The organism is Herbaspirillum rhizosphaerae (assembly GCF_046025915.1).
Lineage (GTDB): Bacteria > Pseudomonadota > Gammaproteobacteria > Burkholderiales > Burkholderiaceae_D > Herbaspirillum > Herbaspirillum rhizosphaerae_A.
In genome coordinates this window covers 116,507-140,948 of record NZ_JAQQFR010000014.1, presented here as the reverse complement: position 1 = coordinate 140,948, position 24,442 = coordinate 116,507, and the positions used below count along the sequence as shown (strand labels likewise).

Below are 24,442 nucleotides of genomic sequence, written 5' to 3'. Positions count from 1 at the left end.
TTGCCTGTCAAGCCGATGGCAGCGATCCGGTGTAAGGTAGCGGGTTTTCTCAGCGCCATTTCTCTCCATGATCGATGCATTCAAAGCCGCCACCGCCGGATTTAGCCTCAGTCTTTCGCTGATCCTCGCCATCGGTTCGCAGAACGCCTTTGTGCTGCGGCAGGGCTTGCGGCGCGAACATGTCTTCCTGATTTGCCTGACCTGCTTTGTCTCCGACACCGTGCTGATCTTTGCGGGCATTGCCGGTTTCGACGTCGTCATTGCCAGGCTGCCGTGGCTCGAGCAGGCCATGCGCTACATCGGCGCTGCCTTCTTGTTTGCCTATGGCGCCAGAAGCTTGTGGTCGGCGTTGCGATCTTCCGCAGCCTTGGCCGCCAGCGACGCAACGCCACAGCCGCTGAAAAAGACGCTGCTGATCTGTCTGGCCCTGACCTGGCTCAATCCTCACGTCTATCTCGACACGGTGTTTCTGATCGGCTCGATCTCTACGCAATACGACGGGCAAAAGATTGCTTTTGCGCTTGGCGCCGGTGCGAGTTCGCTGCTGTTTTTCTTTGCACTGGGTTACGGCGCGCGACTGTTGCAACCTCTGTTCGCACGCGCAGTGGCGTGGCGTATTCTGGACGGGCTGATCGCCGTCATCATGTGGAGTATTGCCTATTCGCTGGTGCGAAATGTGGGAGTGTGATCGTCGAAAGTTGATTAAAAGTTAACGCAAGAAGTGCATTTGCCGGAATTAACCCCGTTTCATTTGATTTTGAATCACCGGCAGTCCTCATAGAATATTCAGAATAAACATAAGGAGAAGAACATGCTCAAGGTCGCCAACGGAACAACGACGCTCGATTTGCAAGCGCTGACACCTGTGAACAAGAGCAGTGGTGTGCCGTTTCGAGAAGTGCTCTCCAGTGTGAAAACCGAGGCGGCCGCCAACGCCGTGGACGTCTCCGCACTATCCTCGCAATCCGCCGCTGTCGCCGCGCTGAATACGGCCTTGTCGCAAGCCGGCATCACCATCCCGCCGGCTCTTCGCATCACGTCCGGCGTCAACGGCCTTGAACTCAGCGGCGACAACCGCAATGCCAAATTTCAGGCGATGCTGCAAGCCAATCCGGATTTGCAGAACCAACTTGCTGGAATGATCTCCGGCGCCGACATGAGTCGCAAGGCAGCGCTTAATTCTGTCGCCAATGACTTCGCCGGAAAGAACCCGGGCGCGAGTGCTACTGCTTTCCTCGAAGACTTCATGGACGACGAGAAGAACGAGACCTACAGCATCAGTTTCAATGGTGCCAACGTTTCCGTCGACGAGATGGGCAAGAAAGGCTGGGAGCCGGTCAAGGATAAGGCTGACTTCACCAAGGACTTACTGGCCGCCTACACGGGCTATCTGCTGACGCATCAGGCGACGGTTGAAAAGGACAAAAACGACAAAGAGTCCGACGCCGATCTCGACTTCCGCGCCAAGCTCGCCAAGGCGGCGCAGGATAGCGCCACGACGGTTTGAGTTGGTCCTTGAATTCTCTCGCCAATATTTTCAGCGGGTGTGATGAATACCGGACGATCACGGAAATGCAAGATGCAGATACGGCCTCCACATATTGACGATATCGACATCATCTGCCGGCACCGCGAAGAAATGTTTCGCGAGGCAGGGCGTGATGACAAGACGCTGGCAGAAATGACAAGCGCCTTTCGCGTTTGGCTGAGGCCGCGTTTGGCGGATGGCAGCTACTACGGTTTTTTTGCGATCGACAATGATCAGGTGGTGGCCGGCATCGGCCTGATGTCGATCGACTGGCCGCCGCATCCATCCCATCCTGAGCAAGACAAGCGCGGCTACGTCCTCAACGTCTACGTTGAACCATCCCATCGAAAAATGGGACTCGCCAAAATGCTGATGCGTCTGGCCGAAGAAGCGTTCGCCGCGCGTGGTCTGCAATTCGCCATTTTGCATTCGACGGTAATGGGGCGCGAACTTTATGCTGGTATGGGATGGGCGCAGACTTCGGAGATGGCGAAGGTGTTGAAGTAAGAGCTACGGACAAGGTCAAGCCAAAGAAAAACGCCCGATGGCTTGCCTCGGGCGTTTGTATAAGCAGACTCGGAATGTCCGAATAAGGTTTTAGTATCGATATCCCAGCGTCAGCATCACAGTGCGGTCGTCACCCAACGCAACTGCCCGAGCCAGGCCGCCTGCGTAGTACTCGGTGTTGAAGATGTTCTTCACGTTCAGCGCGGCGCGCCACTTCGCTGCGTTGTAGGCAATACCTGTGTCGGCCAGGACATAGCCGGGCAGGGTATAGCCATTCGTGCGTTGCATGCTCTGGCCGCGAACGCCGCCGTTCAGCTCCCATCCGTTCAGCTCACCGCTGAAGCGATAGCGTGCGCTGGTGTTGAAAGTGTGGCGTGGAACGTTGTCCAGCCATTGACCGACGGTGGTGGTTTTTTGACCGCCATCGTCGGTGATCGTCGCAGCGGTATAGGCATAGCCTGCGATGATGCTCAGGCCGTTCTTGAAGTCCGATGTGAGCCCAATTTCGACGCCGCGCGAGCGCTGTTCGCCGACTGCAATGCTGAAGCCGTTGTTGGCGGGATTCGGGTCTGCTTGCAACACATTGCGGCGATACAGATCGAACACCGCGACGTTCAGATTGGTGCGGCCTTCATCCATTTCCACTTTGACGCCAGCTTCCACTTGCTTGCCGGTTTCCGGTTTGAAGGTGTTGCCATTGGCATCGGTGCCGCTGTTGGGATAGAAGGAGGTGGCGTAACTCACGTAGGGGCGCACGCCGCGGAGTACTTCATACATTAATGCCGCAGAACCAGTATTGGCGCTGGCCGGATTGTCAGTATGGGTGCGGGTACGGATGTTGTCGGCATATGTGGATGCCGTGTCGCGGCGCAAGCCGGCAACCAGTTGCCAGCGATCACCGAACTGAATCTGGTCGCGCAGGTAAATGCCCAGGTCACGCACGGTAGTGGACGTATTGGTTCCGGGAGTCGCCGGACAGGCGAAGCCTCCTTTGTAGACCGGGTTATAGACGTTGAGCGCAGGCACGGTACAGGTGTAGGAAAGCACATCTTCGCGCGTGTTCAGATAGTCGCTGCCGAAGGTGATTTCGTGCTTGCCGAACGCCGTGTTAAAGCTGCGCTGCAAATTGGTGTCCATTGTGAACGTCTGACCGTTGTAGGTCTGGTCCGTACCGGTACGCGTGAGGCTTTGGCTGGTCGCATTGAGGACGTTGTTGGCGACCAATTGTCCGCTCATGGTGAACTGTTGATAGCGCAAGTTGTTGTGCAGCGTCCAGCCATCGTCGAAGCGATGTGTCAGCGAATAACCAAGTCGAGTTTCCGTTGCGTTGTAAGGGCGTGTCGCAGGCTCACCGATAAATCGGCTGCGTGGGATGCTGCCGTTGATGTTGCCGGCAATGGAACCGGACAGCGGCAGTCCTTGCTGACGGACATAGCCGCGCTCCTGAAAGCTCGTCAGAATGGTGAAATCGGTACGCGCACCCAGGTCAAGCGACAGCGAAGGAGCGATGTAACGGTTTTTGAACCAGACGTAATCGGTGGCATCGTTGGAGTTAGAAATCAGGCCGTTGATACGGAAGGCCTGCTTGCCGTTTTCCGAAAGCGATTTGTTGAGGTCGACCGTTGTTTCATAGAAATCATGGCTGCCTACCGTGACGTCGACATTGGCGAAGTCATATCCTTGCGGACGCTTGCTGACCATGTTGACCAAGCCGCCCGGCAGCACCAGGCCATAGAGTAGCGAGGCCGGTCCTTTCAGCACTTCTACCTGTTCCAATCCAAACAACTGTTCCGCCACGCGATTAGAGGCGGCGGTGCGCAAGCCATCCAGATACAGCGAATCCGATGCGACCTGACCACGGATGATCAAATCGTCCCAACCGCGGCGGCCATATTGATTGGAAACGACACCGGGCACATTTTTCAACGCGTCCGACAGGGTCACTGCCTGTTGGCTGTCTAGCACTGCGCGCGGTATCACCGTGATGGACTGCGGCGTTTGCGAAAGCGGAATACTGGATTTATTGACCAGCGGTTTGGCGGCGTTGAACCCTGTTCCGGCGTCGCCATCCGACACGACCGTTACCGCTGGAAGTTGATTTGCCTCCGCAATCGGTTCGCCAATAGCGGGTGATGCCGGAGAGGTGGTTTGTGCAATTAGCACCGAAGGGGTAAGGGCGGCCAAGCCGACGAAAAGGGGGTAAATACGGGACGAGAGCATGGAAAGGTGGAGGAATATCATTGAATGAGAATAATTTCTATTTATGATATCCGCTAATGCCGCATTGCCGCAAATTAATTCGAATTTCTTTGAGTTTCTTCGTTGGCTGCTCAAAAAGGCATTCACGTCCTGTGACGCCGGTTCCTGTTTGCTGCGAAAGAGCTTCGGGCATGGATGCCGCAATGAGGAGAGGTGCGTGCCAAAAGTGCAGGCATCCCTGGATGTAATGAGTCGCTGCGTATTCCTTGATACGAGGGGAAAAGCAGGGGGGCATGAAGCGCCTTAGCCCCTCGTATGGTTTCGTCACTCAGGCGTTTTTCCGATCATATTTTTAGCGCGAAGAAAATCAAAGTCCACACCTTGATCGGCCTGCGTCACGGTATCCAGAAACAGCTTTGCATAACCTCGCTCAGCAGTCGGTATGACCACCGGCTTTTCCTGCGAACGCCGTGCGAGTTCTTCATCCGATACCAGCAGGGCTATCTGACGCTGCATCACGCTCAGGCGAATTCTGTCGCCATTGCGGACATAGGCCAGCGGCCCGCCGATTGCTGCTTCCGGGGTGACGTGCAACACGATGGTGCCAAATGCGGTGCCGCTCATGCGCCCGTCGGAAATGCGTACGATGTCTTTGACGCCGGCGCGCGCCAGCTTCCGGGGAATCGGAATGTAGCCAGCCTCGGGCATGCCGGGGGCGCCTTTGGGGCCGATGTTCTTGAGGACCAGGATGTCTTCTGCTGTGACATCGAGGTCATCGCTGTCGATACGCTCTGCCATGTCTTGCATGTTTTCAAATACGACGGCGCGACCTTCATGTTCCATTAGTTTCGCATCGGCGGCCGACTGCTTGATGATGGCTCCGCCGGGGGCCAGATTGCCGCGCAAGACAGCAATGCCGCCTTGCGGAAAAATGGGATTGTCGGCAGAGCGAACCACGTCTTGCGGAAATCCCTCGCCGGCAAGTTCGATTTCCTCTCCCAGCGTTTTTCCTGTCACCGTCATGGCTTCCAGGCGTAGCAGCGGTTTCAGTTCCCGCAGCAGCGTCGCCATACCGCCTGCGTGGTGGAAGTCTTCCATGTAGTGCTGTCCTGATGGCTTCAGGTCGAGCAGTACAGGTGTGGTGCGGCCCATGCGGTCGAGTGCATCCAGGTCTATTTCCAGTCCCATGCGTCCTGCAATCGCGGTCAGGTGCACGATGCCGTTGGTAGAGCCACCGATGGCCAGCAGCACGCGCATGGCATTTTCGAACGCAGCGGGCGTGAGTATTTTGTCGATCGTCAAGCCGTCATGCGCCATCTGGACCGCACGCGATCCGGTTTCTTCCGCCACGCGGATGCGGTCTGCCGTTACCGCCGGAGGCGATGCGCCGCCCGGCACCGTCATGCCCAAGGCTTCAGCGATACACGCCATTGTGCTGGCGGTGCCCATGACGGAACATGTTCCCACGCTGGCGACGAGCTGGTTGTTGACCTGCGAAACCTCTTCGGTGGTGATTTCTTCCGCACGATATTTCCCCCAGTAGCGACGGCAGTCCGTACAAGCGCCCACGCGTTCTCCGCGATGGCTGCCGGTCAGCATGGAGCCGGTAATGAGCTGGATGGAAGGAATACCCGCCGATGCGGCGCCCATCAGCTGAGCGGGAACCGTCTTGTCGCAGCCACCGATGAGCACCACGGCATCCATCGGTTGGGCGCGCACCATTTCTTCGGTGTCCATCGACATCAGGTTGCGCAGGTACATGCTCGTGGGCGCTGAGAAACTCTCGTGAATCGAGATGGTAGGGAAGTCCATCGGCAGTCCTCCCGCCAGCATGACGCCTCGCTTGACGGCTTCGATGAGCTGAGGCGCATTGCCATGGCAGGGGTTGTAGCTGCTGCCGGTGTTGACAATACCCACCACCGGGCGCTCAAGTGCCTTGTCCGTATAACCCGCACCTTTGATGAAGGCCTTACGCAGAAACAGCGAGAATCCCTGATCGCCGTAGTTGGTCAGACCCTTCTTCAAACCGGTTTGCTTGGGTTTCATTTATCTCTTTCCTCTTTGTGTCGACTGCGCCAATGGCGGGCAGGCTGTTGTTGTGGAAGGCTCCGGAACATCAAGCCGAAAATGCTGATTCTGAATCTTTCTATTAGAAAAAACAATTTGGTATTGCTTGCTTAAAAAGAAAATATTTTTTACTATCTGCGAATGGATATCCGCTACATTCAAAGTTTCGTCACCACCGTCGAGTGCGGCTCGATCGCCGAGGCCGCCAGGCGTCTGGATCTGACTTCGGCAGCGCTGGCTGCGCGCGTGCGTGCCTTGGAGGAGGAGCTGGGCACACCGCTCGTCAAACGCTCCGGGCGCTCCGTCAAGCCGACGGCGGCCGGTCTGAACATTCTCGACAGCGCCCGCAGCATGTTGCGCGAAGAGCGTGACCTGCGCGCCATGGCGACGAAGGAATTGCCGGTTGGCGAATTGAGACTTGGCACCTTCGTGTCGGCATTGACGACCGTTCTTCCTCCTGTGTTGCGAAAGCTCTATGCCGAGCATCCAGACTTGTCGGTGTCGGTGGTATCCAATGCATCGGTCGAACTGTGTCGCATGGTGGCCTCGGGAGAGCTCGATGCCGCCGTGGTTGTCGAACCCCAATTCGCCATCCCCAAAACGTGCGAATGGCGACCGCTGATGGATGAGCCGTTGGTGGTGGTCGCGCCTGTCGATCTGGCCGACGCCGATCCTCACGAACTGCTTCGCAATCAACCCTTTATTCGCTATGACCGCACCGTCTGGGGCGGGCAGCTGGCTGACCGATACTTGCGCGACCACGGTATACGTCCGCATCAACGTCTCGAAATCAATGGCCTGATGTCCATCGCGGTGATGATTGACCATGGGCTTGGTGTTTCGTTGCTGCCGGACTGGTCGGCGTTATGGTCCGGCGGTCTCTCGATTGCACGCGTACCGCTGCCGAGCAAGGCACCGGTGCGGCGCATAGGATTTATCTGGGGCGTGCAGAGTCCGCATTCCCATCTTGCCCGGCTGTTTCTTGAACATGCCGAAACGGTATTCCGAGGCCACGGCAACAAGCCGCGCATCGCGCGCAGATAGGCGCCTGCAGGCCGCCGGATCATCCGTCGACCTGCAGGCGCCTGGTTCGGTCTGCGTCAGCGATTCACCAGGCGGGCAGGGATGAAGGCCCAGATCAGCAACGCCGCCAGCGTCAGCGTGCCTGCCACCAGATACAAGCCCGAGGATAGTGTTCCGGTCATGCTCTTGAGTGCGCCGATGACTGTCGGGCTGATGAAGCCGGCCAGATTGGCCGTTGAATTGATCAAGGCAATCCCGGCTGCCGCTCCTGCACCTCCCAGAAACGAGGTCGGCAGCGCCCAGAACATGGGCAGCGCGCTGACTACGCCCATGGCCACCATGGTCAGACCGACGACCGACAACACGGCGCTATGTGCTGTGTTGGCACAAACCACGAAGCCACATGCCGCAAAGAGTGCCGGAACAATGACGTGCCAGCGCCGCTCGCGATGCTTGTCTGCGCTGCGTCCCATCAGGATCATGCTCAACAGCGCTGCGGTGTAAGGGATGATGGTCAAGATGCCGATCAGGGTTGGATTGGTGATGCCGGTCCCTTTGATGATGGTCGGTTGCCAGAAGCTCAGCGCGTAGGATCCCATGATGATGCAGAACAAGATCAGCGCCAGCAGCCACACACGTCCGGATTTGAATGTCGCGCCTATCGAGGCATGCGTTCTGGAAGTGTTGTCCATGTCGATGTCACGCTGGACCATTGCGCGTTCTTCTGCGCTCAGCCATCCGGCATCTGCAACGCGGTCATTCAAATGACGAAAGACCACGATGCCTAACAAGATGCCCGGCAGTGCTTCGAGAATGAACAGCCACTGCCAGCCATACATGCCTCCCACCCCCGCCATGGAGGTCATCAGAAATCCTGACAAAGGGCCGCCCAGCATGCCGGAAACGGGATTTCCCGCAGTCAGCAATGCCACCATGCGGCCGCGGCGATGTGCTGGAAACCAGTAGGTGAGATAGAGCAGCATGCCGGGATAGAATCCGGCCTCTGCAATTCCCAGAAGGAAACGCACCACGTAGAGCTGCAGCGGCGTCGACACCCACGCCGTGCACATCGACAATATCGACCACGTGATCATGATGCGTGCGATCCAGCGCCGCGCGCCGATCTTGTGCAGCAGCAGGTTGCTGGGGACTTCAAAAATGAAATAGCCAAGAAAGAAGACCCCGGCACCGAGCCCGTAGACGGTCTCGCTCAATTGCAGGTCATTGAGCATTTGCAGCTTTGCAAAGCCGACATTGACGCGGTCGAGATACGCCATGACGTAGCAGGCGAACAAGAGCGGGAGGAAGCGCAACGCTATTCTGGCGTAGACGGAGTCGGCTGCGCCGGCATGGTAGCCAGCGGCATCATTGGTGGTGGGATTCAAATTTATCTCCGATAGTTATTAGTAGTGACTGAGCGCCCGTAGTTTCACTGATCCACGGGGTTCAATACAGCGGCTACTATCAGGTTCAAACCAAAATATGTTTTTGGTTCAGAGGTTTGAAAATCTCCAGAATCGATGATATTCAGGGCTGTTTTACGAATACGGCTGAGCGGGGTTTGCTATCATTCCCGACGCGCAAGAGACCGGACGCCGTGCCGCAGTGACGGCGCAAGATGATCAACGCGTCTTATCGTTCCGTGCCGCATGCCGTTGGGGAATACCTTGTACGATACGGTTCAGTCCGAACCAGCCAACAGGCCGACGCAGGCCAATGCAGACCATCTCATCCAGAAAGCGAAAAATGACAGCTACTCCGCTCGTGAAAGGCGATCCCATCCATATCCGATCACTACGCAAGGAGGACTTTGCGGCCTGGCAGGTGTTATGGCAGGGTTACAACGCCTTCTACGGACGCCATGGCGAGACGGCGTTGGCCGATGAGATCACTGCAATGACGTGGTCACGTTTTTTTGATGCGTATGAACCGGTACATGCGATCGTGGCGGAACACGCGGGGCAATTGATCGGACTGGCGCATTTTCTGTTCCATCGCAGCACGACGCAGATTGGCCCCAACTGCTATATGCAGGATCTGTTTACCGCAGAGTCTTCCAGAGGGAGGGGCGTCGCACGCAAGTTGATCGAAGAAGTCTATGCGAGGGCAAAGACGGCAGGCAGCGGCAGGGTTTATTGGCAGACGCATGAGACCAATGTCACCGCGATGAAGCTGTACGACAAAGTTGCTGAGAAGTCGGGTTTTGTCGTCTATCGAAAATTACTCTGAAGACCGACAAAGCGCATGGCTGTTTCAAGGATCATCCTGAAGCAGCCATGCGCTTTATATAAGGTTAGTTGAACAACTTCAGCAGCAGCGTGGCGCACACAATCATGACGGCGCCGCCGATACGCGTGGATATCTGCGCGAAGGGCATCAGGCCCATCCGGTTGGAGGCGGACAGAATCGCGACGTCGCCGGTTCCGCCCAATCCGCTGTGGCAGGCCGTCACAATGCCCGCTTCCACCGGATACATGTTGAGCCATTTGCCGGCGAAGAAGCCGGACGCCACCAGCGAGATGACGGTCGCGGCACAGACCGCAAAGTAGCCTGGCGTGAAGGCGTGAACCAGATCCTTCCACGATACGAATAGCGCCCCCAGACCAACCAGGATGGCAAACGTCAGATTGCTCGAAACGAATTTGTACATCTGGTAGGCGCCCAGTTCGATCTTCTCTGGAATCAGCTTGAATACTTTCAGCAATGCCGCACTGATGATCATCAGGATAGGGCCGGGAATGCCGGTGTATTCCGACAGCACCGCGCCGAGGATGAAGAAGGCACAGCTGACCAGCAGACCCGCGCCCATCAGGCCCAGGTCGATCGGCACGTTGGTGTGATCGGTCTTGAGCAGGTCGACATCTTCTCCTGACTTGACGAGGTAGCCGTTGCCATTCAGATGCGGCTTCTTGTCGCCGATCCAGCGCAGCACGCCACTCGACAGAATCGCCACAACATTACCTAGCAGCGCGGCAGGAACCAGCATCGCAATCAACTCGGCTTGAGGCCTGCCAAGGATTTCTGAATAACCGATGGAGAGCGGCAAAATACCTTCGCCGATACCGCCGCCGAAGATCGGAATGATGATGAAGAAGAAGGTGTGTTTGGGCGTGTAACCAAACAACCAGCCGACGGAGATCCCCACCGCAATGGCGGCGATGGAGCCGATCAGCAGCGGAAGAAACATGCGCATGAAGCCCTGCACCAACACCTTGTGGCTCATGCCCAGAATGCTGCCGGCAACCAGGCAGGCGATGTAGAGGTATTGCAGGTTAGCCGTCTTCATGGTGGTGGTGATGGCCTTGAGCATCTCCGGATCCATCAGCTTGAAGCCGATGAGCGCAGACGGCACAAAGAGGCACAGGATCGCTGCGCCGCCAATGTGCTTGAAGACGGGAAGCCGGCTGCCGATTTCGCCCAGCAGAAATCCCGCAAGCATGAGGACGGCAAAGCCGCCGATGATGTCATTGGGCAGTTTTTTGTTCAGCGCGGCGATGATGGTGATTGCCGCAATGGCGATATAAATCGGTAGCGGCAGCGGGCCGATTTTATAGCTGTTGATTGATTGCCATACGCCTTGCCGGATGTCCCGCGAGTCGATTGAAGTTGCTTCCATGTTTGTCTCCTTATAGGGAAGGGCAGCCTCTTTTCTTTTGTAGGGGCAGCTGCCGCTTGATTCAAGAAATAGTGCTAGCTGTTACCCAGGGGTTTGGCGGGCGAAGTCGCATTGATCCGTGCCCTGGTGACGTGAGCGATGTTGTGCAGCCAAGGGCGCTGTTGCCAGTGCTGCTCCTGAAATGCGTTGATCTTGTCTTGCAGCGACAAGGTCGCGCCGATGATGTCGAGGCCTTCGAGAAACATGTGGTGATGGCGGGCCGACAAGGTGAATGATGCTTCCACGCTGTGGCTCTTGACGGTCATATTGCTGACGTCGATCAGCACGTTGCTGGTCAGCGGATTGGAGACGTCTTCCATGATGCGTTGCACCTCGGCCTCCGGAAGCATCACCAGCAGCAATCGGTTATTCATCGCGTTGCTATAAAAGATCTCACCGAAACTTGGGGCAATGACCGCGCGGATGCCGAATTGCTGCAATCCCCATACCGCGTGTTCGCGACTCGAGCCACAGCCGAAATTGCTGCCGGCGACGAGGATCGAAGCGTCTTTGTAAGCCGGTTGGTTGAGAACGAAACCGGGGCGCAGCTGATTGTCGGCGTCATAGCGCAGGTCATACAGCAAGCCTTTGTCCAGGCCCTTTTTGTCGATGCCGCGCAAGAATTGTTTGGGCATGATCTGGTCGGTATCCAGATTTGGCGTGGGCAGGAATGCGGCGATGCCTTCGACGCGGGTAGTATCAGCGATCCTGCTCGTGCTGGTCATATCAGACATGGGTTTCTCCTAATTTGCGGACGTCTGTGATGCAGCCGGTAATGGCCGCCGCGGCCGCCATGGCCGGACTCATCAAATGCGTGATGCCGCCGCGTCCTTGCCGTCCTTCAAAGTTTCTGTTGGTGGTGGAAGCGCAGCGTTCACCCGGCAGCAGGAAGTCGTCATTCATGGCCAGGCACATGGAGCATCCCGGCTGTCTCCACTCAAAGCCGCTGTCGATGAGTATCTGAGCGATGCCTTCACGTTCCGCCTGTCTGCGTACGGCGCCGGAACCCGGCACCACCATGGCGCGCACGGAGGAGGCGACTTTGCGTCCCTTGACAATTCCCGCCACGACACGCAGGTCTTCGATGCGGGCGTTGGTGCATGAGCCGATGAATACTCTCTGCACGGCTATGCCTTCCATGTTCGTACCGCTTTGCAGGCCGGTATAGCGCAGCGCCTGCTCGGAGGCGGCACGTACCGTGGCATCTGGTGCGGATGCGGGCGAGGGGATTTTTCCTGTCACCGGTACAGCCTGGTCGGGGCTGGTTCCCCAGGTGACGTAGGGTGCAACCTCACTTGCATCGAATACGTGTTCGATGTCGAATGTGGCCTCGCGGTCGCTATGCAGCGTGGCCCACTCCGCCAGCGCGGCTTCTTTGTATTGGGTGGCAATGTCCGGTGCGCGTTCCAGAACGTAGTCGGTGGCGGCGTCATCGGGAGCGATCAACGCTCCGCGCGCACCGGCTTCCACGGTCATGTTGCACAAAGTCATGCGCGCTTCCATCGACAAGGCGTCAATGGCGCTTCCCTGAAATTCCACGACGTAACCACGGGCGCCTTGCGCACCAATGCAACTGATGACATACATGATCAGATCCTTGGCGCTGGAGCCAAGGGGCAGCACGCCATTCACGCGAATACGCATGTCCTTGGCCAGCCGGTACACCAGTGTCTGCGTCGCCAATACGTGTTCGACTTCCGATGTGCCGATGCCAAAGCCGAGCGCGCCAAATGCGCCATAAGTCGTGGTGTGACTGTCGCCGCACAGCACCACCATGCCCGGGCGGATCATGCCCAGTTCCGGCGTGATGACGTGTTCAATCCCTTGCAAGGCATCGTTGGTATCAAACAGCACGATGCCGTGCTCGGTACAGTTCTTGGCGAGATTGGTGGCTTGCAGCGCGGACGACGGATCCTGAATGATCCGAAAACTCACCGGATGTGTCGGGATGATGTGATCCACCACGGACAAGTGCTGCCCGGGTACGGCCACCGGACGTCCCGCCTCATGCAGCCCCGCGAATGCTTGCGGGCTGGTGTATTCGTTCATGATGTGCAGGTCTGCATAGAGCAGCACGTTTTGCTCATCGAGCCGTTTCACCGTATGTGACTCCACCAGTTTTTGATATAGCGTCTTCGCCATGTTTTTTCCTCCTCGGATGCTTTTGTGCGTGCATGTTTTGAGCAGCGCCAAAACTTTTGCGCACTGCATGAGGAGGAAGTGTAATAATTCTGTGGCTATTTATAATTCATATTCACTACATCTATTGTTTAGCTGAGTTTAATAATGGACCGCATATCTGATCTGGAGTTTTTTATACAGCTGGTGAAGCAGGGATCCCTGGCTTCGCTGGCCAGAGAGCTGGGCGTCACACCACCGGCAGTGACGTCGCGGCTGGCGCAGATAGAAAAGCGTCTCGGTGTCAGGCTGCTTAATCGCACCACGAGGCGCATCAGCGTCACGCATGAGGGCGAGGTGTATCTGGCAACCGGCGCCAAGTTGCTTGCAGAACTGCAAGAACTGGAACAGACGGTTTCCAGTAGCCGTGGCGTCCCCAAAGGCGTGTTGCGCGTCAATGCCACCTTCGGGTTTGGCCGGCGGCACATTACGCCGGCAATCGCGGCATTCGTGCGGCGCTTTCCGGAAGTGGAAGTGCAACTTGAACTCACCGATCGATCCATCAATCTGGCCGACAAGGCATTCGACATTGGTATCTGGTTCGGCACCGTGCCGGACTCCAGAATGGTCGCCAGGAAAATCGTCGCAAACAAAAGATTGCTCTGCGCCTCACCGGCTTACCTTAAAAGAGCCGGCACGCCTGCGGTGCCCAGGGACTTGCAAACACACCAGTGCATTGTCTTGCGCGAAAGCGACGCCGCCTACGGCACCTGGCATCTCGCGCGCGGCAGCAAGCAGGAGACCATCAAAGTCAGAGGCAGCCTTAGCACCAACGACGGCGAAGCAGGAGTGGTGTGGGCGCTGGAAGGCCATGGCATTCTGATGCGCTCCGAATGGGATGTTCATCCTTACATCAAGAGCGGAAAACTGGTGCAGGTATTAAGCGAATGGACGTTGCCGGGCGCCGACATCTTTGCGGTCTATCCGGAGCGCGCACATCTTTCTGCGAAGGTCAGTGCGTTCATTGATTTTTTGACGACGTGGTTTGCTACGCAGGCTGCCTGGGCAAATAAGGGCAGGTAGATGTTTTGCTTTGTATTGTTGTCGCCAGGCCGAAAGAAGAATGCAGTGAATGCTGTGTTGAATTTTGGCAATATTCATAAAAATGGCTGTGACAATAAATAAGCTCCAAGAAAGGGTTCAGTTTGTTGGTTAAGTGAGGCAGAAAAACCTCAATAATGGGGACGGATAGAATTTTTTTCGCCAGACGGGATCATTCCACGTGTGCAGAAAGAATAAACTTCACCAGGGGAATAAATACGTGCTTCGAATTACGTGCCGCGGTGCCTGCATTGGGTGAAAAGTTGCTATGCAGATACTCTGGCACGATTGATGCGTATGAAAAACAAATACGATCCCGCCAACTTGTTTTCCTTCGCGCAAAGCATACCGTCTTCTTAATATGAGTTTTGTATCAAAGCATTCTTTGGCAGTACATTTGCTACGGATCATTTTTGGCAGTTACTTTGTAGTGACGCTCATTGTGACTTGCGTCCAACTGACTGCCGATTACCAGCACACCAAAACGGGCATCGACAATGAATTAATGGCCATGGATATGACGTTTGGCGCCAGTCTGGCCAGCTCGACATGGCGCTTTCAGGGGGATGTGCAGAAAGCCACTCTGATCGGGATCAGTAACCTGCCAGTCGTGACCGGCGTCAAGATAGAAGATGCTCAAGGACGTTTGGTACTCGCCCTTGGCAATATTTATGACGGCGACGGCAAACAGATCCATGTCGATGATAATGGCGTCCGCAGCCCGGTGGCGACAGGTTTTCTGAATGCTGCAACCGGCCATCGCTTTCCTATTCTCTATCGTGACGAACATAACCTCATCCACGATATCGGCTCATGGACTGTGTACTCCAGCCGTCACGTCGTGGTCAAAAAAGTGGCCTACGGGTTCACGCTCATTCTGATCAACTCCATCATCAAGACCTTGGTGCTGTGGTTCATTTTCCTCTACGTGTTTCAGCGCTGGCTGGGTACCCCGATCACCAAACTCAGTTCCTTCGTGCGAGAGCAGGATCTGAATCGGCTCGATACGCAGCAAAGCATTGCGCTGCCTGGTAACAAGCAGCATGAGTTGCATTTTCTCGCCGATGCCATCAATGCCATGTTGGCGAGCCTGAGAAAACACATGGGGCAAAACCGGGCGCTCTATGACGAGTTGCAACAAGAGAAAGAGTCGCTACGCGCTTTGAACAAGTCGCTCGAGCTGCGCATCGCCGAGCGAACCCACGATCTGGCGCAAGCCAACGATCAACTCAAGTTGCTCAGCCTGACTGACGCGCTGACGGGCATTCCCAATCGTCGCTGTTTTGATCAGAACCTGGATCAGGAGTGGCGACGTTGCGCCCGCAACGGCACACCGTTGACGGTCGCTTTATTCGATGTGGACTGGTTCAAAAACTACAACGACAAATATGGGCACATCGCCGGTGACGAAGTATTGCGCCGGGTTGCCAGCACCCTGCAACAGACTGTCGGCAGAGCGGGTGACACCGTGGCGCGTTATGGTGGAGAAGAGTTCGCGTTGATCGCCCCGGACACCGACGGCGAATCGGGACTGGGTCTTGTGCATAAAATGCGCAACGCCATTTTTTCTCTGGACATGCCTCACGCGCTGTCGGATTTCGGGCGCATCACCGTGAGCGTCGGCGTGGCGAGTTGTATGCCATCCCAGCACAACGGTGATCTCAACATGCTGCTGCAGGCCGCCGATGCCGCTCTGTATCGTGCAAAACTTGCGGGACGCAATCAGGTCCTGGTCGCGGAATAGTTCTTCCGCCATCATTGAAGAAAGTAGGCGATGTTGTATAGAGTTCTGCGTTACGTTTTGGTCACCTTGCTGATGAGCGCTTCATGTTCGGTTGCGATGGCAGCCGACCAGATTGTGTGGGGAAAATATAACGTGCCGCCCTACATGATTCGAACAGGGGAGTGGGCGCATCAAGGTATTTTTGATCAGACTCTCGATGTCCTCAAAAAAAAGATGCCGCAGTATCAGCATGTGGAGCTGGAGGCGCCGTTTCCTCGTATTAATAGCGAGATCAAAAAGGGCAGTCACTGGTGCTATAACGGGACGTTGAAAACACCGGAACGTGAAGCATATGGCTATTTTTCTCTGCCCACTTCGATTTTTCTCCCGCTCCGGATTATCGTGCGACGAGATCGCCTGAGTGAGTTCAAGGGGCGACAATCACTGCAGGCCTTGCTGCAGAATTATCAGTTCATCACCTCGGTGATGCGCGATCGTTCCTATAGTCCGACCGTGGACAAATTGCTGGCTGCCTATCCACCGAGAGAAAACTATTCCGAGCAAGTCGAAGCCATCGGCATGCTGTTGGCAGGGCGCATCGACTTCATGGTTGAATTGCCGCTGCTGGCATTCGATCAGGCGCGTGTGATGGGCCATCCGGGAGAACTCATTGCCATTCCCATGCAGGAAGCAGACGAAGTCGTCTTCAACCGGGTCATGTGTTCAAAGAATGAATGGGGACGCAAAGTCGTAGAGCAGGTCAACAAGGTACTGATTGCCAATCGTGGGCAGGCCTACTACCGTCGGATTGTCGAAAGATGGCACGATCCTGAATCAGTGGCTGAAATCCGTAAAATCTACGATACGGTGTTTCTCAAAACGCCATAAACATGTGGCGAAGAAAAGTTGGACAATTACGAGGCCGATTCATCCAATCAGATCAACTCACCAGCGACGTCGCCATGCCTTCACTTCATTTGTTTGCGCTCTACATTACCGCCAGCCTGGCGCTCAATCTGACACCCGGCCCTGATATGGCGCTGACGTTGACGCGAGGCATGACGCAAGGATTCAAGGCTGCCTGGTTGAGCGTGATGGGTACATTTGCTGCCGGGATCATTCAGATTCCGTTGGTCGTGTTCGGGCTTGCGGGAATCTTTCAAGAGTCGCCCATGCTGTTCGAATTGGTAAAAATCGTCGGAGCACTCTACTTGGCCTACTTGGGGTTACGCGCCTTAAAGCGCTCCATTCAAGGAACGGAAACCATCGGAACGGCCAGCACTGACGGTGCTCGAGGCGTATTTTGGCAAGGTTTCTTCACCAACTTGCTGAACCCGAAAGTCTTTATCTTCCTCGTAGCATTCCTGCCGCAATTTGTGGATCCGGGGATTGGACCGATCTGGCAACAAATGCTGATTTTGGCCGTAAGTTCAAAAATCCTGGGTCTTTTGAACGGCACATGTTTTGCCTATGGCGCGTCGAAAATTCGCGTCTGGCTCAGCAAGAATTTATGGTTCTTGCGCCTTCAGGACAGCCTTCTTGGTATCGCCATGCTGGGTATTGCGGGCTATCTTGTCTTTAACCGAGCGCCAGGTGGCCGGGGTTAGTGTTCCTGATTCGGGGAAATGATCTCGTTTTCGATACCGTATGCTCATAGTGTGCAGATCATTACTGGTTGGTGAGTCGAAGAGAGTGTTGCGCAGAGAGTGAAACAGGAGCCGAAATTGATATGCCCATACCATTACAAACACATAAGTATTTATAAAATCCTCGCTGCCATTGTCGTGTGCATGGTCAGCATCGGAAGTGCACGCGCGACTTCAATAATGCCAGTACCTCCTCCCGACGATGGCCGCGGCAGCACCATTGCCTTTGAGTCTGTCACGCCTAAGCGCATCAAGGATTTTGTAGAGCGTACTGTCGACAATAAGGCATCGATCACAGGGCGCTTGACGTTTCCTGGCGCGATGACTTCCACCGTTCCGGCGGTGGTCATCCTGCACGGAAGCAGTGGTGTTAATCCAGGCGAAATGGTCTGGGCGCAACGCTTGAACTCGATGGGATTTGCCAGCTTTGTCGTCGACAGCTTTACAGGCCGAGGCGTCACCAATACCGAAGCTGACCAAACTCAGCTGTCGATGGCGGCGGGTATGGCGGATGCCTACTTTGCGCTACGCTTGCTTGCGGCCGATCCACGTATCGACAAAAAGAAAATCAGCGTGATGGGTTTCTCGCGCGGCGGGATTGCAGCGCTTTATTCCGCGCTGGAGCCGTTTCGCCGCGCCGTGATCGAAGAAGATCTGCACTTTGCTGCACATATAGCCTTCTATCCCGGATGCGGCATACATTACACATCGGCACATCTGGATGGGGCTCCGATACTGATGCTGCTTGGCGGCAAGGACAATTACACGCCGGCAGCACCATGTGCGGAGTACGCCAACGATTTACGCAAGCAAGGTGCGCAGGTCACGCTGAAGACTTATCCCGACGCCTATCATGGATTTGACAGACCGACACGACTGCATGTCGTCAAGTCAGCGACAAGCGCGCGCGAATGCCATGGGTCCTATGATCTGGATACAAACAAATTCACGATGCGCAAAGATGAGCAAATTCTGTCGGGGGCTGAGGCTACGGCAGAATCCAAGCGCTGTCTGAGCTATGGAGTGATGCTCGGCGGCGATGCGCTGGGGCGCGAGCAATCGCCGCTTGATGTCGCCGCATTTCTCAAATCTGTATTCGATAGCGGCCCATGACGTCCGTAACCTTTGGTATGCCAATATATCCGCAACCGACCAGTTGCTACCATTTGCTCAGCGTCCGCAATTGGAGCATCCGCTCAATGATGAGAAACCATGACTCTTGATATCACTCCCATGAAAAATTCGTCTCCTGTTGCGCTTATCACCGGCTCCACTTCAGGTATCGGCGCTGCCATCGCTCGCAGACTCTCCATGGAAGGATTCTCAATCGTCTTGCATTCGCGCAGTTCTGCCGAAGCGGGACATGCGTTCGCGCGTGAGCTTGGCTCGGCAGTCTATGTGCAAGCCGATCTGTCCGATGATGCGGACAGAGTGAGGCTCGTCCGCGAAGCGGTTGCGGCATGGGGCCGACTTGATGTTCTGGTCAACAACGCTGGAATCAGTCGCGTAATTCCCCACGAGGATCTCGCTGCGGCCACACCAGCTATCTGGCAAGAGCTGCATGAGGTCAATGTCATTGCACCGTTTCGCCTGGCCGCGGAAGCGGAATCCGCGCTCCGTGACGCTGCTGCACGCGGACGGCCTGGATGTATCGTAAACGTCAGCTCACACGCCGGCGTTCGACCAAAGGGAGCTTCCATTCCTTACGCCGCAACGAAGGCTGCGTTAAACCATATGACACGCTTGCTCGCGCTTTCGCTGGCACCGGACATCCGGGTAAATGCTGTCGCGCCTGGCCTGGTGGATACACCTCTTACGGCGACCTGGACGCAGGCGCAGCAACTTTGGAAGGAACGGGCGCCGATGCGTCGCGCCGCTAGTCCGGAGGACATTGCGCAGGTTGTCGCATTCCTGGTCGCATCAGATTATGTTACGGGAGAAATTCTGCTCTCGGATGGTGGATTGAATCTTACGTAATGTGCATTTGCAGCTCAGACTGGCCCACCAGATAAACGCATCACTCTTGCAAACCAGGGGCAAGCCCACGCGCAACTCGACAGCGTAGTGAGGCAGCCGCCATTACGCAAATCGTAGCAGCAGAGTCGCTGCTAGACCGAGAAATTCAAGGCTATAGAAATGCGAGGACGGGTGCCCAGATAGGTGCTCACTGAATGCTGCAGCCAAGATGGAAAAGCTACTAAATGGCCGGTGATAGGAGTAATTGTCTGTGTATATCCGGCATTCAGGCATCCCTCTATGCGGAAGCGAAGAGCTGGAGAATACATGGCTGGAAGTATTCCTCTTGGATCATAAAACTCAAGTTTCCCTCCGTTGTCTTTTCCTAAAGAATCATGCCCATCATCTACCCAGTAAACAACGGACCAAAATGCACCAGGATGAGCATGGAGCGCATTTGCGCAACCAGGAAAATTGACGTTCGCCCAGCCTTCAATTTTCCAGCTATGAGTGACTTCTGTCAGTCCGTGCACGGAGTTGAGCACGGTGAGCTTATCCACAAACGATCGGCTGAAATCAATAAGCGATTTTACTGCCGGACTATCGCAATTACCCAAGTCAGGAGACGACTGCCAACCACCGACATTGCTGTGCTGTTCTGAAGTTTCATTCGTCTGTCGTACAAGGATGTAATCGGATAGCTCCTCATTGAATCCAGACACGACCGGAACCTCTACAGTCGCAAGAGGCGTAGCAAACAGGCGATGGATCTCAATGTGATTTGGATCAATGTGTAATGGAATGTTCATCGTGCCCTAACTCGCGGATGCTCTCTTTTCTGCATCGATGAGAGGGTACAACATCACCTTTCAGCAAGCTGACACAATCATCCTTCTTTACAGTTTTTTACTCAACTTGCGCTCGGCCATGTCGATTTACTGAGATGGGGCCGACACCACCATCTGGATCAAACCACCGGCCATAGCTGGACTAGTTACTTCGGGCTAGGTCACTCAGAGAACGTGGCAGTCACTTGTTTTGGAGAGGGGCGGATAGTGGAATTTTTACGCATTTTTTACGTAAATCACATCAAATAGAATCCGGTTTTTATATTGAAGATTCTACATTGAGGTCTCCATCACTACGGGCTTGTTGATGCAAGCCCTGACTTTATGAGACCAATCGCGATTCTTCAACACGAATCAACGCAAGGACCGGGCGTACTGCGCGATCACTTGGATGAAAACGGCATTCCGTACCGACTCATTTCTCCGATGTCGGATGGAAAGGCGCCCGTCGATGCCAGCAAATTTAGCGGGATTGTCGTGTTGGGGAGCGATCACTGCGTCAATGAAATTTTGCCGTGGATCGAGGACGAGCGGGCGTTGCTGCAAGATGCCATCAGACGTGATGTTCCAGTTCTCGGACATTGTTTTGGCGCGCAGATGCTTGCGCGCGCCATGGGAGCGAAAGTCTCCCGCAATATCTGTCCCAATATCGGCTGGAGCCAGATCTGGATCACGCCACATGCACAACAGTTGATGGGGCTGCCAAGACAGGCGACGATCTTCAACTGGCATTACGATACGTTTGAAATTCCAGTTGGCGCCATCCGCACGATGTACGGCAGTCATTGCCTGAACAAAGGGTTCATCCGTGGCCGTCACTGGGCATTTCAAGGTCATTTGGAAGTCACCGAGGAAAGCGTCAAAAATTGGTGTGCAGCCGGTCGAGCCGAACTGCTCCGGGCGCATGGGCCGGCAGTTCAAAGCGAGACGAGAATTCTGAAAGAATTGCATGATCGCATCGATGCATTGCACACGATATCGGATCAAACTTATCGGGCCTGGACCCGGCAATTGGACAGACCAGCCTTTGTTGCACTGAATTCCGCTTCTAATCCCGCTTCTAGTCCCGCTTCTAATCTCGCTTCTTCATATGCCTGAACAAGTAATCCGTAACGCCGGTTCACGCTGATGAAATGCTGGTCTTGCCGAATGAAAGCGGCTATTCATAAGAATCCATGAACAACCGCTTCACCTTCAGTATTTATCCGCTCGGTCAGGCAAGCTCCAGACGCCCTGGCGTGATATCGATGCTGTTCTTCAGCATAGGCAAGGTTCCCAGTTTGAAGATGCCAACCAGACTCGACAACTTCGCCGCCTGTTCTTGCAAGGATTGTGCTGCTGCGGCGGCTTGCTCGACCAGCGCAGCATTTTGCTGAGTGACGTTGTCCATTTGCGCAACGGCGTCGTTGATTTGTTCGATGCCATCGCTTTGCTGACGGCTGGATTGCGAAATTTCTGCGACCATGCCATTGACCTTCCTGACACTGCCGACGACCTCGTCCATCGTTGTGCCGGCCTGCTCAACCAGAGAACGTCCGATATCGACTTGTTTCACAGAGTCGCTGATCAGCACCTTGATTTCTCTTGCTGCAGTTGCGCTGCGTTGCGCCAGGTTGCGCACCTCGGAGGCGACAACGGCAAAACCGCGCCCTTGTTCACCGGCACGTGCCGCTTCCACGGCAGCATTCAGTGCGAGGATATTGGTCTGAAACGCAATTCCGTCAATGACCGAAATAATCTCGACAATCTTGTGCGATGAATCGTTGATCACACTCATTGTGTTGATGACTTGTTGCACGACTTCGCCGGCCTTGGTCGCGATGTCCGACGCCGACACCGCCAGTTCGTGAGCCTGGATTGCGCTGCCGGAGTTTTGTTTTACCGTCGACGCCAGTTCCTCCATTGACGAAGCCGTCTCCTCCAGCGAACTTGCCTGTTGCTCCGTCCGCGATGACAAGTCAAGATTGCCTTTGGCAATCTGGCTGGACGCTGTCGCAATCGTATCGGTTCCAGCGCGCACTTGGCCGACGATTTGCGCCAGAGCGTCGCGCATGCTCTTCATTGAGAAGAGCAGGCTATCCTGATCGCTCGGCTTGGTGTCAATATTGACGGTCAGATCGCCGTGCGCGATCCGGGTCGCAATCTGGTTCGCGTAGGCTGGCTCTCCGCCGAGCTGGTTCACTACGCTGCGCGTGATCAGATAAGCTGCCATGATGCTGACGACCAGCGCAAGCCCGCCAAACAGCAGCATCATGAAACGCGCATTTGCGTAGGCCGCATCTGCATTGTTCGAGGCTTCTTCATTCTGTTTGTTTTCCAGGACGATGAAGTTGTTGAGCTGCTCCCACCATTTCCGCTGGATCGGCCGGAATTCGTTGCGCAGCAACGAGTATGCCTCGTCCCGCTTGCCGGCCAGAATCAGTTCGCTTGCCTTTTTGATATGCACGTTGGCGGCCGTGGAGGTTGCCGCAATGGTGTCGAACAGCTTGAGTTCTTCCGCACTCGTGGAGCTTTCCCTTTTGAGCATGGCTCCCAGTTTCTTCTCGGATGCTGCATATTTTTGCGCTTGCGTATCGATGCGTTTCATTTCGCCGTCGATTTCCTGTGGATTGTCGCCTAGTAGAATCATGTTGCGCAAAGCCAGCGCTCGCTCGGTAATGGAGAGGTACATCGATGAAGCTTCGCTGGCTTCAACGTTATTGATTTTCGTGATCTCCTCCATGCGCTGTTTCTGCTGCGCCATCTGGATGATACCGAGTAGTGTGACGGTAATAAGCAACGCACAGACCAACGTAAATCCGATTGCCAGGCGCGTAGAGATTTTCAGCTGTGAGAGTTTCATGTTTCCCTCGGAAGGAGAGGTGATCTAGATGATGTTTATATTCCGGCCCTTGGCAAGCGCCGTCCCCGATCCGTCCCGGTTTTCTTTACCCTGACGCGATATTGAAATACCTCTGAATGAACGGTTCGACTTGTCGATCTGATAATGGCAACGTTGTTGGAATACCGTCTTAGCCTGGCAGCTTTCCTAACGCAACGACATTGAATTTTTGTACGTTATTGATGTAATTGTCGGTTACCAGATTAGCATTCTTTAGTTGGCGTCCGAGGTATCTTTTCAGAAAAAATACACAAGCATTGACGGTTTGGTAATTAACTGTTGCACGGAACATGCAGCAACACCAAAGAGGCTTCCTGGAATTATTAATTGGATGTCCGCAACCGGACAGACGCAGATTCAATTCAGTGTCCGTTATCAGCGAGGAGCTGACATCCCGATCCACTGCCAGATGCCATTCGCGCATCGGACTTACAATATCCTCATCTATTAACGGCACCTGAAGACAGGTGCCATGTCATGAGGTATTGACCATGAATAAAGCTCTGAAGATCGATTTTGTTTCCGACGTTGTGTGCCCGTGGTGTGCTATCGGCCTGGCCGGTCTTAACACTGCGCTCGAACGTATCGGTTCCGCGGCGCGCGTTGACTTCACCATCCATCCCTTCGAACTGAATCCCAACTTGTCTGCGACGGGCGAGATTCATCTTGACTACATCACCGAAAAATACGGCATCACTGCCGATCAGGCTCGCGTCAACCGGGAGCAGATCCGGGCGAGGGCGGCTGCGGTCGGCTTCACAATGAATCGCGACGATGACAGCCGCGTGTACAACACCTTTGACGGTCATCGCCTGCTGACTTGGGCAAAAGAGAAGAATGTCCAGGCGGAGCTTAAATTGCTTCTGCTTAAAGCCTATTTCACCGATGGCAAAAACATCGCGGACAGGGATGTGCTGGTACAGCTTGCCAAGGACGCCGGCCTGGATGGTGCAGAGGCGGGCGACATACTGGCATCCGATCGTTTTGCGCAGGACGTGAAGGCAGAAGAGGCGTTGTGGGCGCAACGCGGCATCAGCAGTGTGCCGGCAGTCGTGGTGAACGATCGCTATCTGATCTCGGGAGGTCAGCCGCCGGAAGTGTTTGAGGAGCAACTGCGGGCGATCCTTGCCGGCGAAGACCGGGAGTGATTATCGTGGGCGGGCATTCGCAGCGGCAGGCAAGTTTTTTGT

Annotated in this window: 22 protein-coding genes; 14 read left to right on the top strand and 8 right to left on the bottom strand. The window is 55.2% G+C overall.

The features are described 5' to 3' along the window. Window positions 1-67 precede the first annotated feature (67 nt). The 3 genes from PQR63_RS20015 to PQR63_RS20005 all read left to right on the top strand — a co-directional run bounded on the left by PQR63_RS20015 (window position 68) and on the right by PQR63_RS20005 (window position 2,035). Window positions 68-688, top strand: a complete 621-nt coding sequence (locus PQR63_RS20015; protein WP_408169708.1) for a LysE/ArgO family amino acid transporter — start codon at window positions 68-70, stop codon at window positions 686-688. 123 nt (window positions 689-811) lie between these two features. Beyond that, the gene (locus PQR63_RS20010; protein ID WP_408169707.1) at window positions 812-1,507 is read left to right on the top strand and encodes a hypothetical protein; all 696 of its coding nucleotides are present in this window, start codon (window positions 812-814) and stop codon (window positions 1,505-1,507) included. Window positions 1,508-1,579: 72 nt separating this feature from the next. Then, window positions 1,580-2,035 (top strand): GNAT family N-acetyltransferase, encoded by a 456-nt coding sequence (locus PQR63_RS20005; RefSeq protein ID WP_408169706.1) that lies wholly within the window; start codon window positions 1,580-1,582, stop codon window positions 2,033-2,035. A gap of 90 nt (window positions 2,036-2,125) precedes the next feature. Here PQR63_RS20005 and PQR63_RS20000 read toward each other — a convergent pair whose 3' ends face one another. Together PQR63_RS20000 and PQR63_RS19995 are read right to left on the bottom strand one after the other, a co-directional pair. Beyond that, window positions 2,126-4,255 carry a TonB-dependent siderophore receptor gene (locus PQR63_RS20000; RefSeq protein ID WP_408169705.1) on the bottom strand — a complete coding sequence of 710 codons (2,130 nt, stop codon included), beginning with the start codon at window positions 4,253-4,255 and terminating at the stop codon, window positions 2,126-2,128. A gap of 303 nt (window positions 4,256-4,558) precedes the next feature. Next, window positions 4,559-6,280 (bottom strand): IlvD/Edd family dehydratase, encoded by a 1,722-nt coding sequence (locus tag PQR63_RS19995; RefSeq protein ID WP_408169704.1) that lies wholly within the window; start codon window positions 6,278-6,280, stop codon window positions 4,559-4,561. 162 nt (window positions 6,281-6,442) lie between these two features. Here PQR63_RS19995 and PQR63_RS19990 point away from each other — a divergent pair, with 162 nt between their 5' ends. After that, the gene (locus PQR63_RS19990) at window positions 6,443-7,345 is read left to right on the top strand and encodes a LysR family transcriptional regulator (protein WP_408169703.1); all 903 of its coding nucleotides are present in this window, start codon (window positions 6,443-6,445) and stop codon (window positions 7,343-7,345) included. 56 nt (window positions 7,346-7,401) lie between these two features. On the opposite strand, the gene PQR63_RS19985 is transcribed toward PQR63_RS19990, so the two are convergent. After that, window positions 7,402-8,709 carry an MFS transporter gene (locus PQR63_RS19985; RefSeq protein WP_408169702.1) on the bottom strand — a complete coding sequence of 436 codons (1,308 nt, stop codon included), beginning with the start codon at window positions 8,707-8,709 and terminating at the stop codon, window positions 7,402-7,404. 361 nt (window positions 8,710-9,070) lie between these two features. Here PQR63_RS19985 and PQR63_RS19980 point away from each other — a divergent pair, with 361 nt between their 5' ends. Next, a complete protein-coding gene (locus PQR63_RS19980) occupies window positions 9,071-9,553 on the top strand; it encodes a GNAT family N-acetyltransferase (protein ID WP_408169720.1) in 483 nt (160 codons plus the stop codon). Window positions 9,554-9,617: 64 nt separating this feature from the next. Here the strand turns inward: PQR63_RS19980 and PQR63_RS19975 are convergent, their stop codons facing one another. The 3 genes from PQR63_RS19975 to leuC all read right to left on the bottom strand — a co-directional run bounded on the left by PQR63_RS19975 (window position 9,618) and on the right by leuC (window position 13,121). Further along, window positions 9,618-10,940, bottom strand: coding sequence for a 2-hydroxycarboxylate transporter family protein (locus tag PQR63_RS19975; protein WP_408169701.1), 1,323 nt, complete (start codon window positions 10,938-10,940; stop codon window positions 9,618-9,620). A gap of 74 nt (window positions 10,941-11,014) precedes the next feature. Beyond that, entirely contained in the window at window positions 11,015-11,704 is a 690-nt protein-coding gene (leuD, locus tag PQR63_RS19970) for a 3-isopropylmalate dehydratase small subunit (RefSeq protein ID WP_408169719.1), read from the bottom strand. Between the two features lies 1 nt (window position 11,705). After that, window positions 11,706-13,121 carry a 3-isopropylmalate dehydratase large subunit gene (leuC, locus tag PQR63_RS19965; RefSeq protein ID WP_408169700.1) on the bottom strand — a complete coding sequence of 472 codons (1,416 nt, stop codon included), beginning with the start codon at window positions 13,119-13,121 and terminating at the stop codon, window positions 11,706-11,708. A gap of 144 nt (window positions 13,122-13,265) precedes the next feature. Here leuC and PQR63_RS19960 point away from each other — a divergent pair, with 144 nt between their 5' ends. From PQR63_RS19960 to PQR63_RS19930, 7 genes are all read left to right on the top strand, one after another. After that, window positions 13,266-14,180 carry a LysR family transcriptional regulator gene (locus PQR63_RS19960; RefSeq protein WP_408169699.1) on the top strand — a complete coding sequence of 305 codons (915 nt, stop codon included), beginning with the start codon at window positions 13,266-13,268 and terminating at the stop codon, window positions 14,178-14,180. A gap of 252 nt (window positions 14,181-14,432) precedes the next feature. Further along, window positions 14,433-14,558 (top strand): BBE domain-containing protein, encoded by a 126-nt coding sequence (locus tag PQR63_RS19955; protein ID WP_408169698.1) that lies wholly within the window; start codon window positions 14,433-14,435, stop codon window positions 14,556-14,558. A 151-nt stretch (window positions 14,559-14,709) separates the two neighbouring features. Then, window positions 14,710-15,942, top strand: a complete 1,233-nt coding sequence (locus PQR63_RS19950; RefSeq protein ID WP_408169697.1) for a GGDEF domain-containing protein — start codon at window positions 14,710-14,712, stop codon at window positions 15,940-15,942. Between the two features lie 30 nt (window positions 15,943-15,972). After that, on the top strand, window positions 15,973-16,809 hold the full coding sequence (locus tag PQR63_RS19945; protein WP_408169696.1) for a TIGR02285 family protein: 837 nt from the start codon (window positions 15,973-15,975) through the stop codon (window positions 16,807-16,809). A 74-nt stretch (window positions 16,810-16,883) separates the two neighbouring features. Then, the gene (locus PQR63_RS19940) at window positions 16,884-17,528 is read left to right on the top strand and encodes a LysE family translocator (RefSeq protein ID WP_408169695.1); all 645 of its coding nucleotides are present in this window, start codon (window positions 16,884-16,886) and stop codon (window positions 17,526-17,528) included. Window positions 17,529-17,627: 99 nt separating this feature from the next. After that, window positions 17,628-18,680, top strand: coding sequence for a dienelactone hydrolase family protein (locus PQR63_RS19935; RefSeq protein WP_408169694.1), 1,053 nt, complete (start codon window positions 17,628-17,630; stop codon window positions 18,678-18,680). Window positions 18,681-18,800: 120 nt separating this feature from the next. Further along, window positions 18,801-19,544 (top strand): SDR family NAD(P)-dependent oxidoreductase, encoded by a 744-nt coding sequence (locus PQR63_RS19930; RefSeq protein ID WP_408169718.1) that lies wholly within the window; start codon window positions 18,801-18,803, stop codon window positions 19,542-19,544. A 131-nt stretch (window positions 19,545-19,675) separates the two neighbouring features. Here PQR63_RS19930 and PQR63_RS19925 read toward each other — a convergent pair whose 3' ends face one another. After that, window positions 19,676-20,332 carry a TIGR02466 family protein gene (locus PQR63_RS19925; protein ID WP_408169693.1) on the bottom strand — a complete coding sequence of 219 codons (657 nt, stop codon included), beginning with the start codon at window positions 20,330-20,332 and terminating at the stop codon, window positions 19,676-19,678. A 363-nt stretch (window positions 20,333-20,695) separates the two neighbouring features. Between PQR63_RS19925 and PQR63_RS19920 the strand changes: the two genes are divergently transcribed. Continuing rightward, entirely contained in the window at window positions 20,696-21,469 is a 774-nt protein-coding gene (locus PQR63_RS19920; RefSeq protein ID WP_408169692.1) for a type 1 glutamine amidotransferase, read from the top strand. Window positions 21,470-21,584: 115 nt separating this feature from the next. On the opposite strand, the gene PQR63_RS19915 is transcribed toward PQR63_RS19920, so the two are convergent. After that, complete coding sequence (locus tag PQR63_RS19915) at window positions 21,585-23,213, bottom strand: methyl-accepting chemotaxis protein (RefSeq protein ID WP_408169691.1); 1,629 nt, start codon at window positions 23,211-23,213, stop codon at window positions 21,585-21,587. A gap of 530 nt (window positions 23,214-23,743) precedes the next feature. Here PQR63_RS19915 and PQR63_RS19910 point away from each other — a divergent pair. Next, window positions 23,744-24,400 (top strand): DsbA family oxidoreductase, encoded by a 657-nt coding sequence (locus tag PQR63_RS19910; protein WP_408169690.1) that lies wholly within the window; start codon window positions 23,744-23,746, stop codon window positions 24,398-24,400. The last annotated feature ends 42 nt before the right edge of the window (window positions 24,401-24,442 follow it).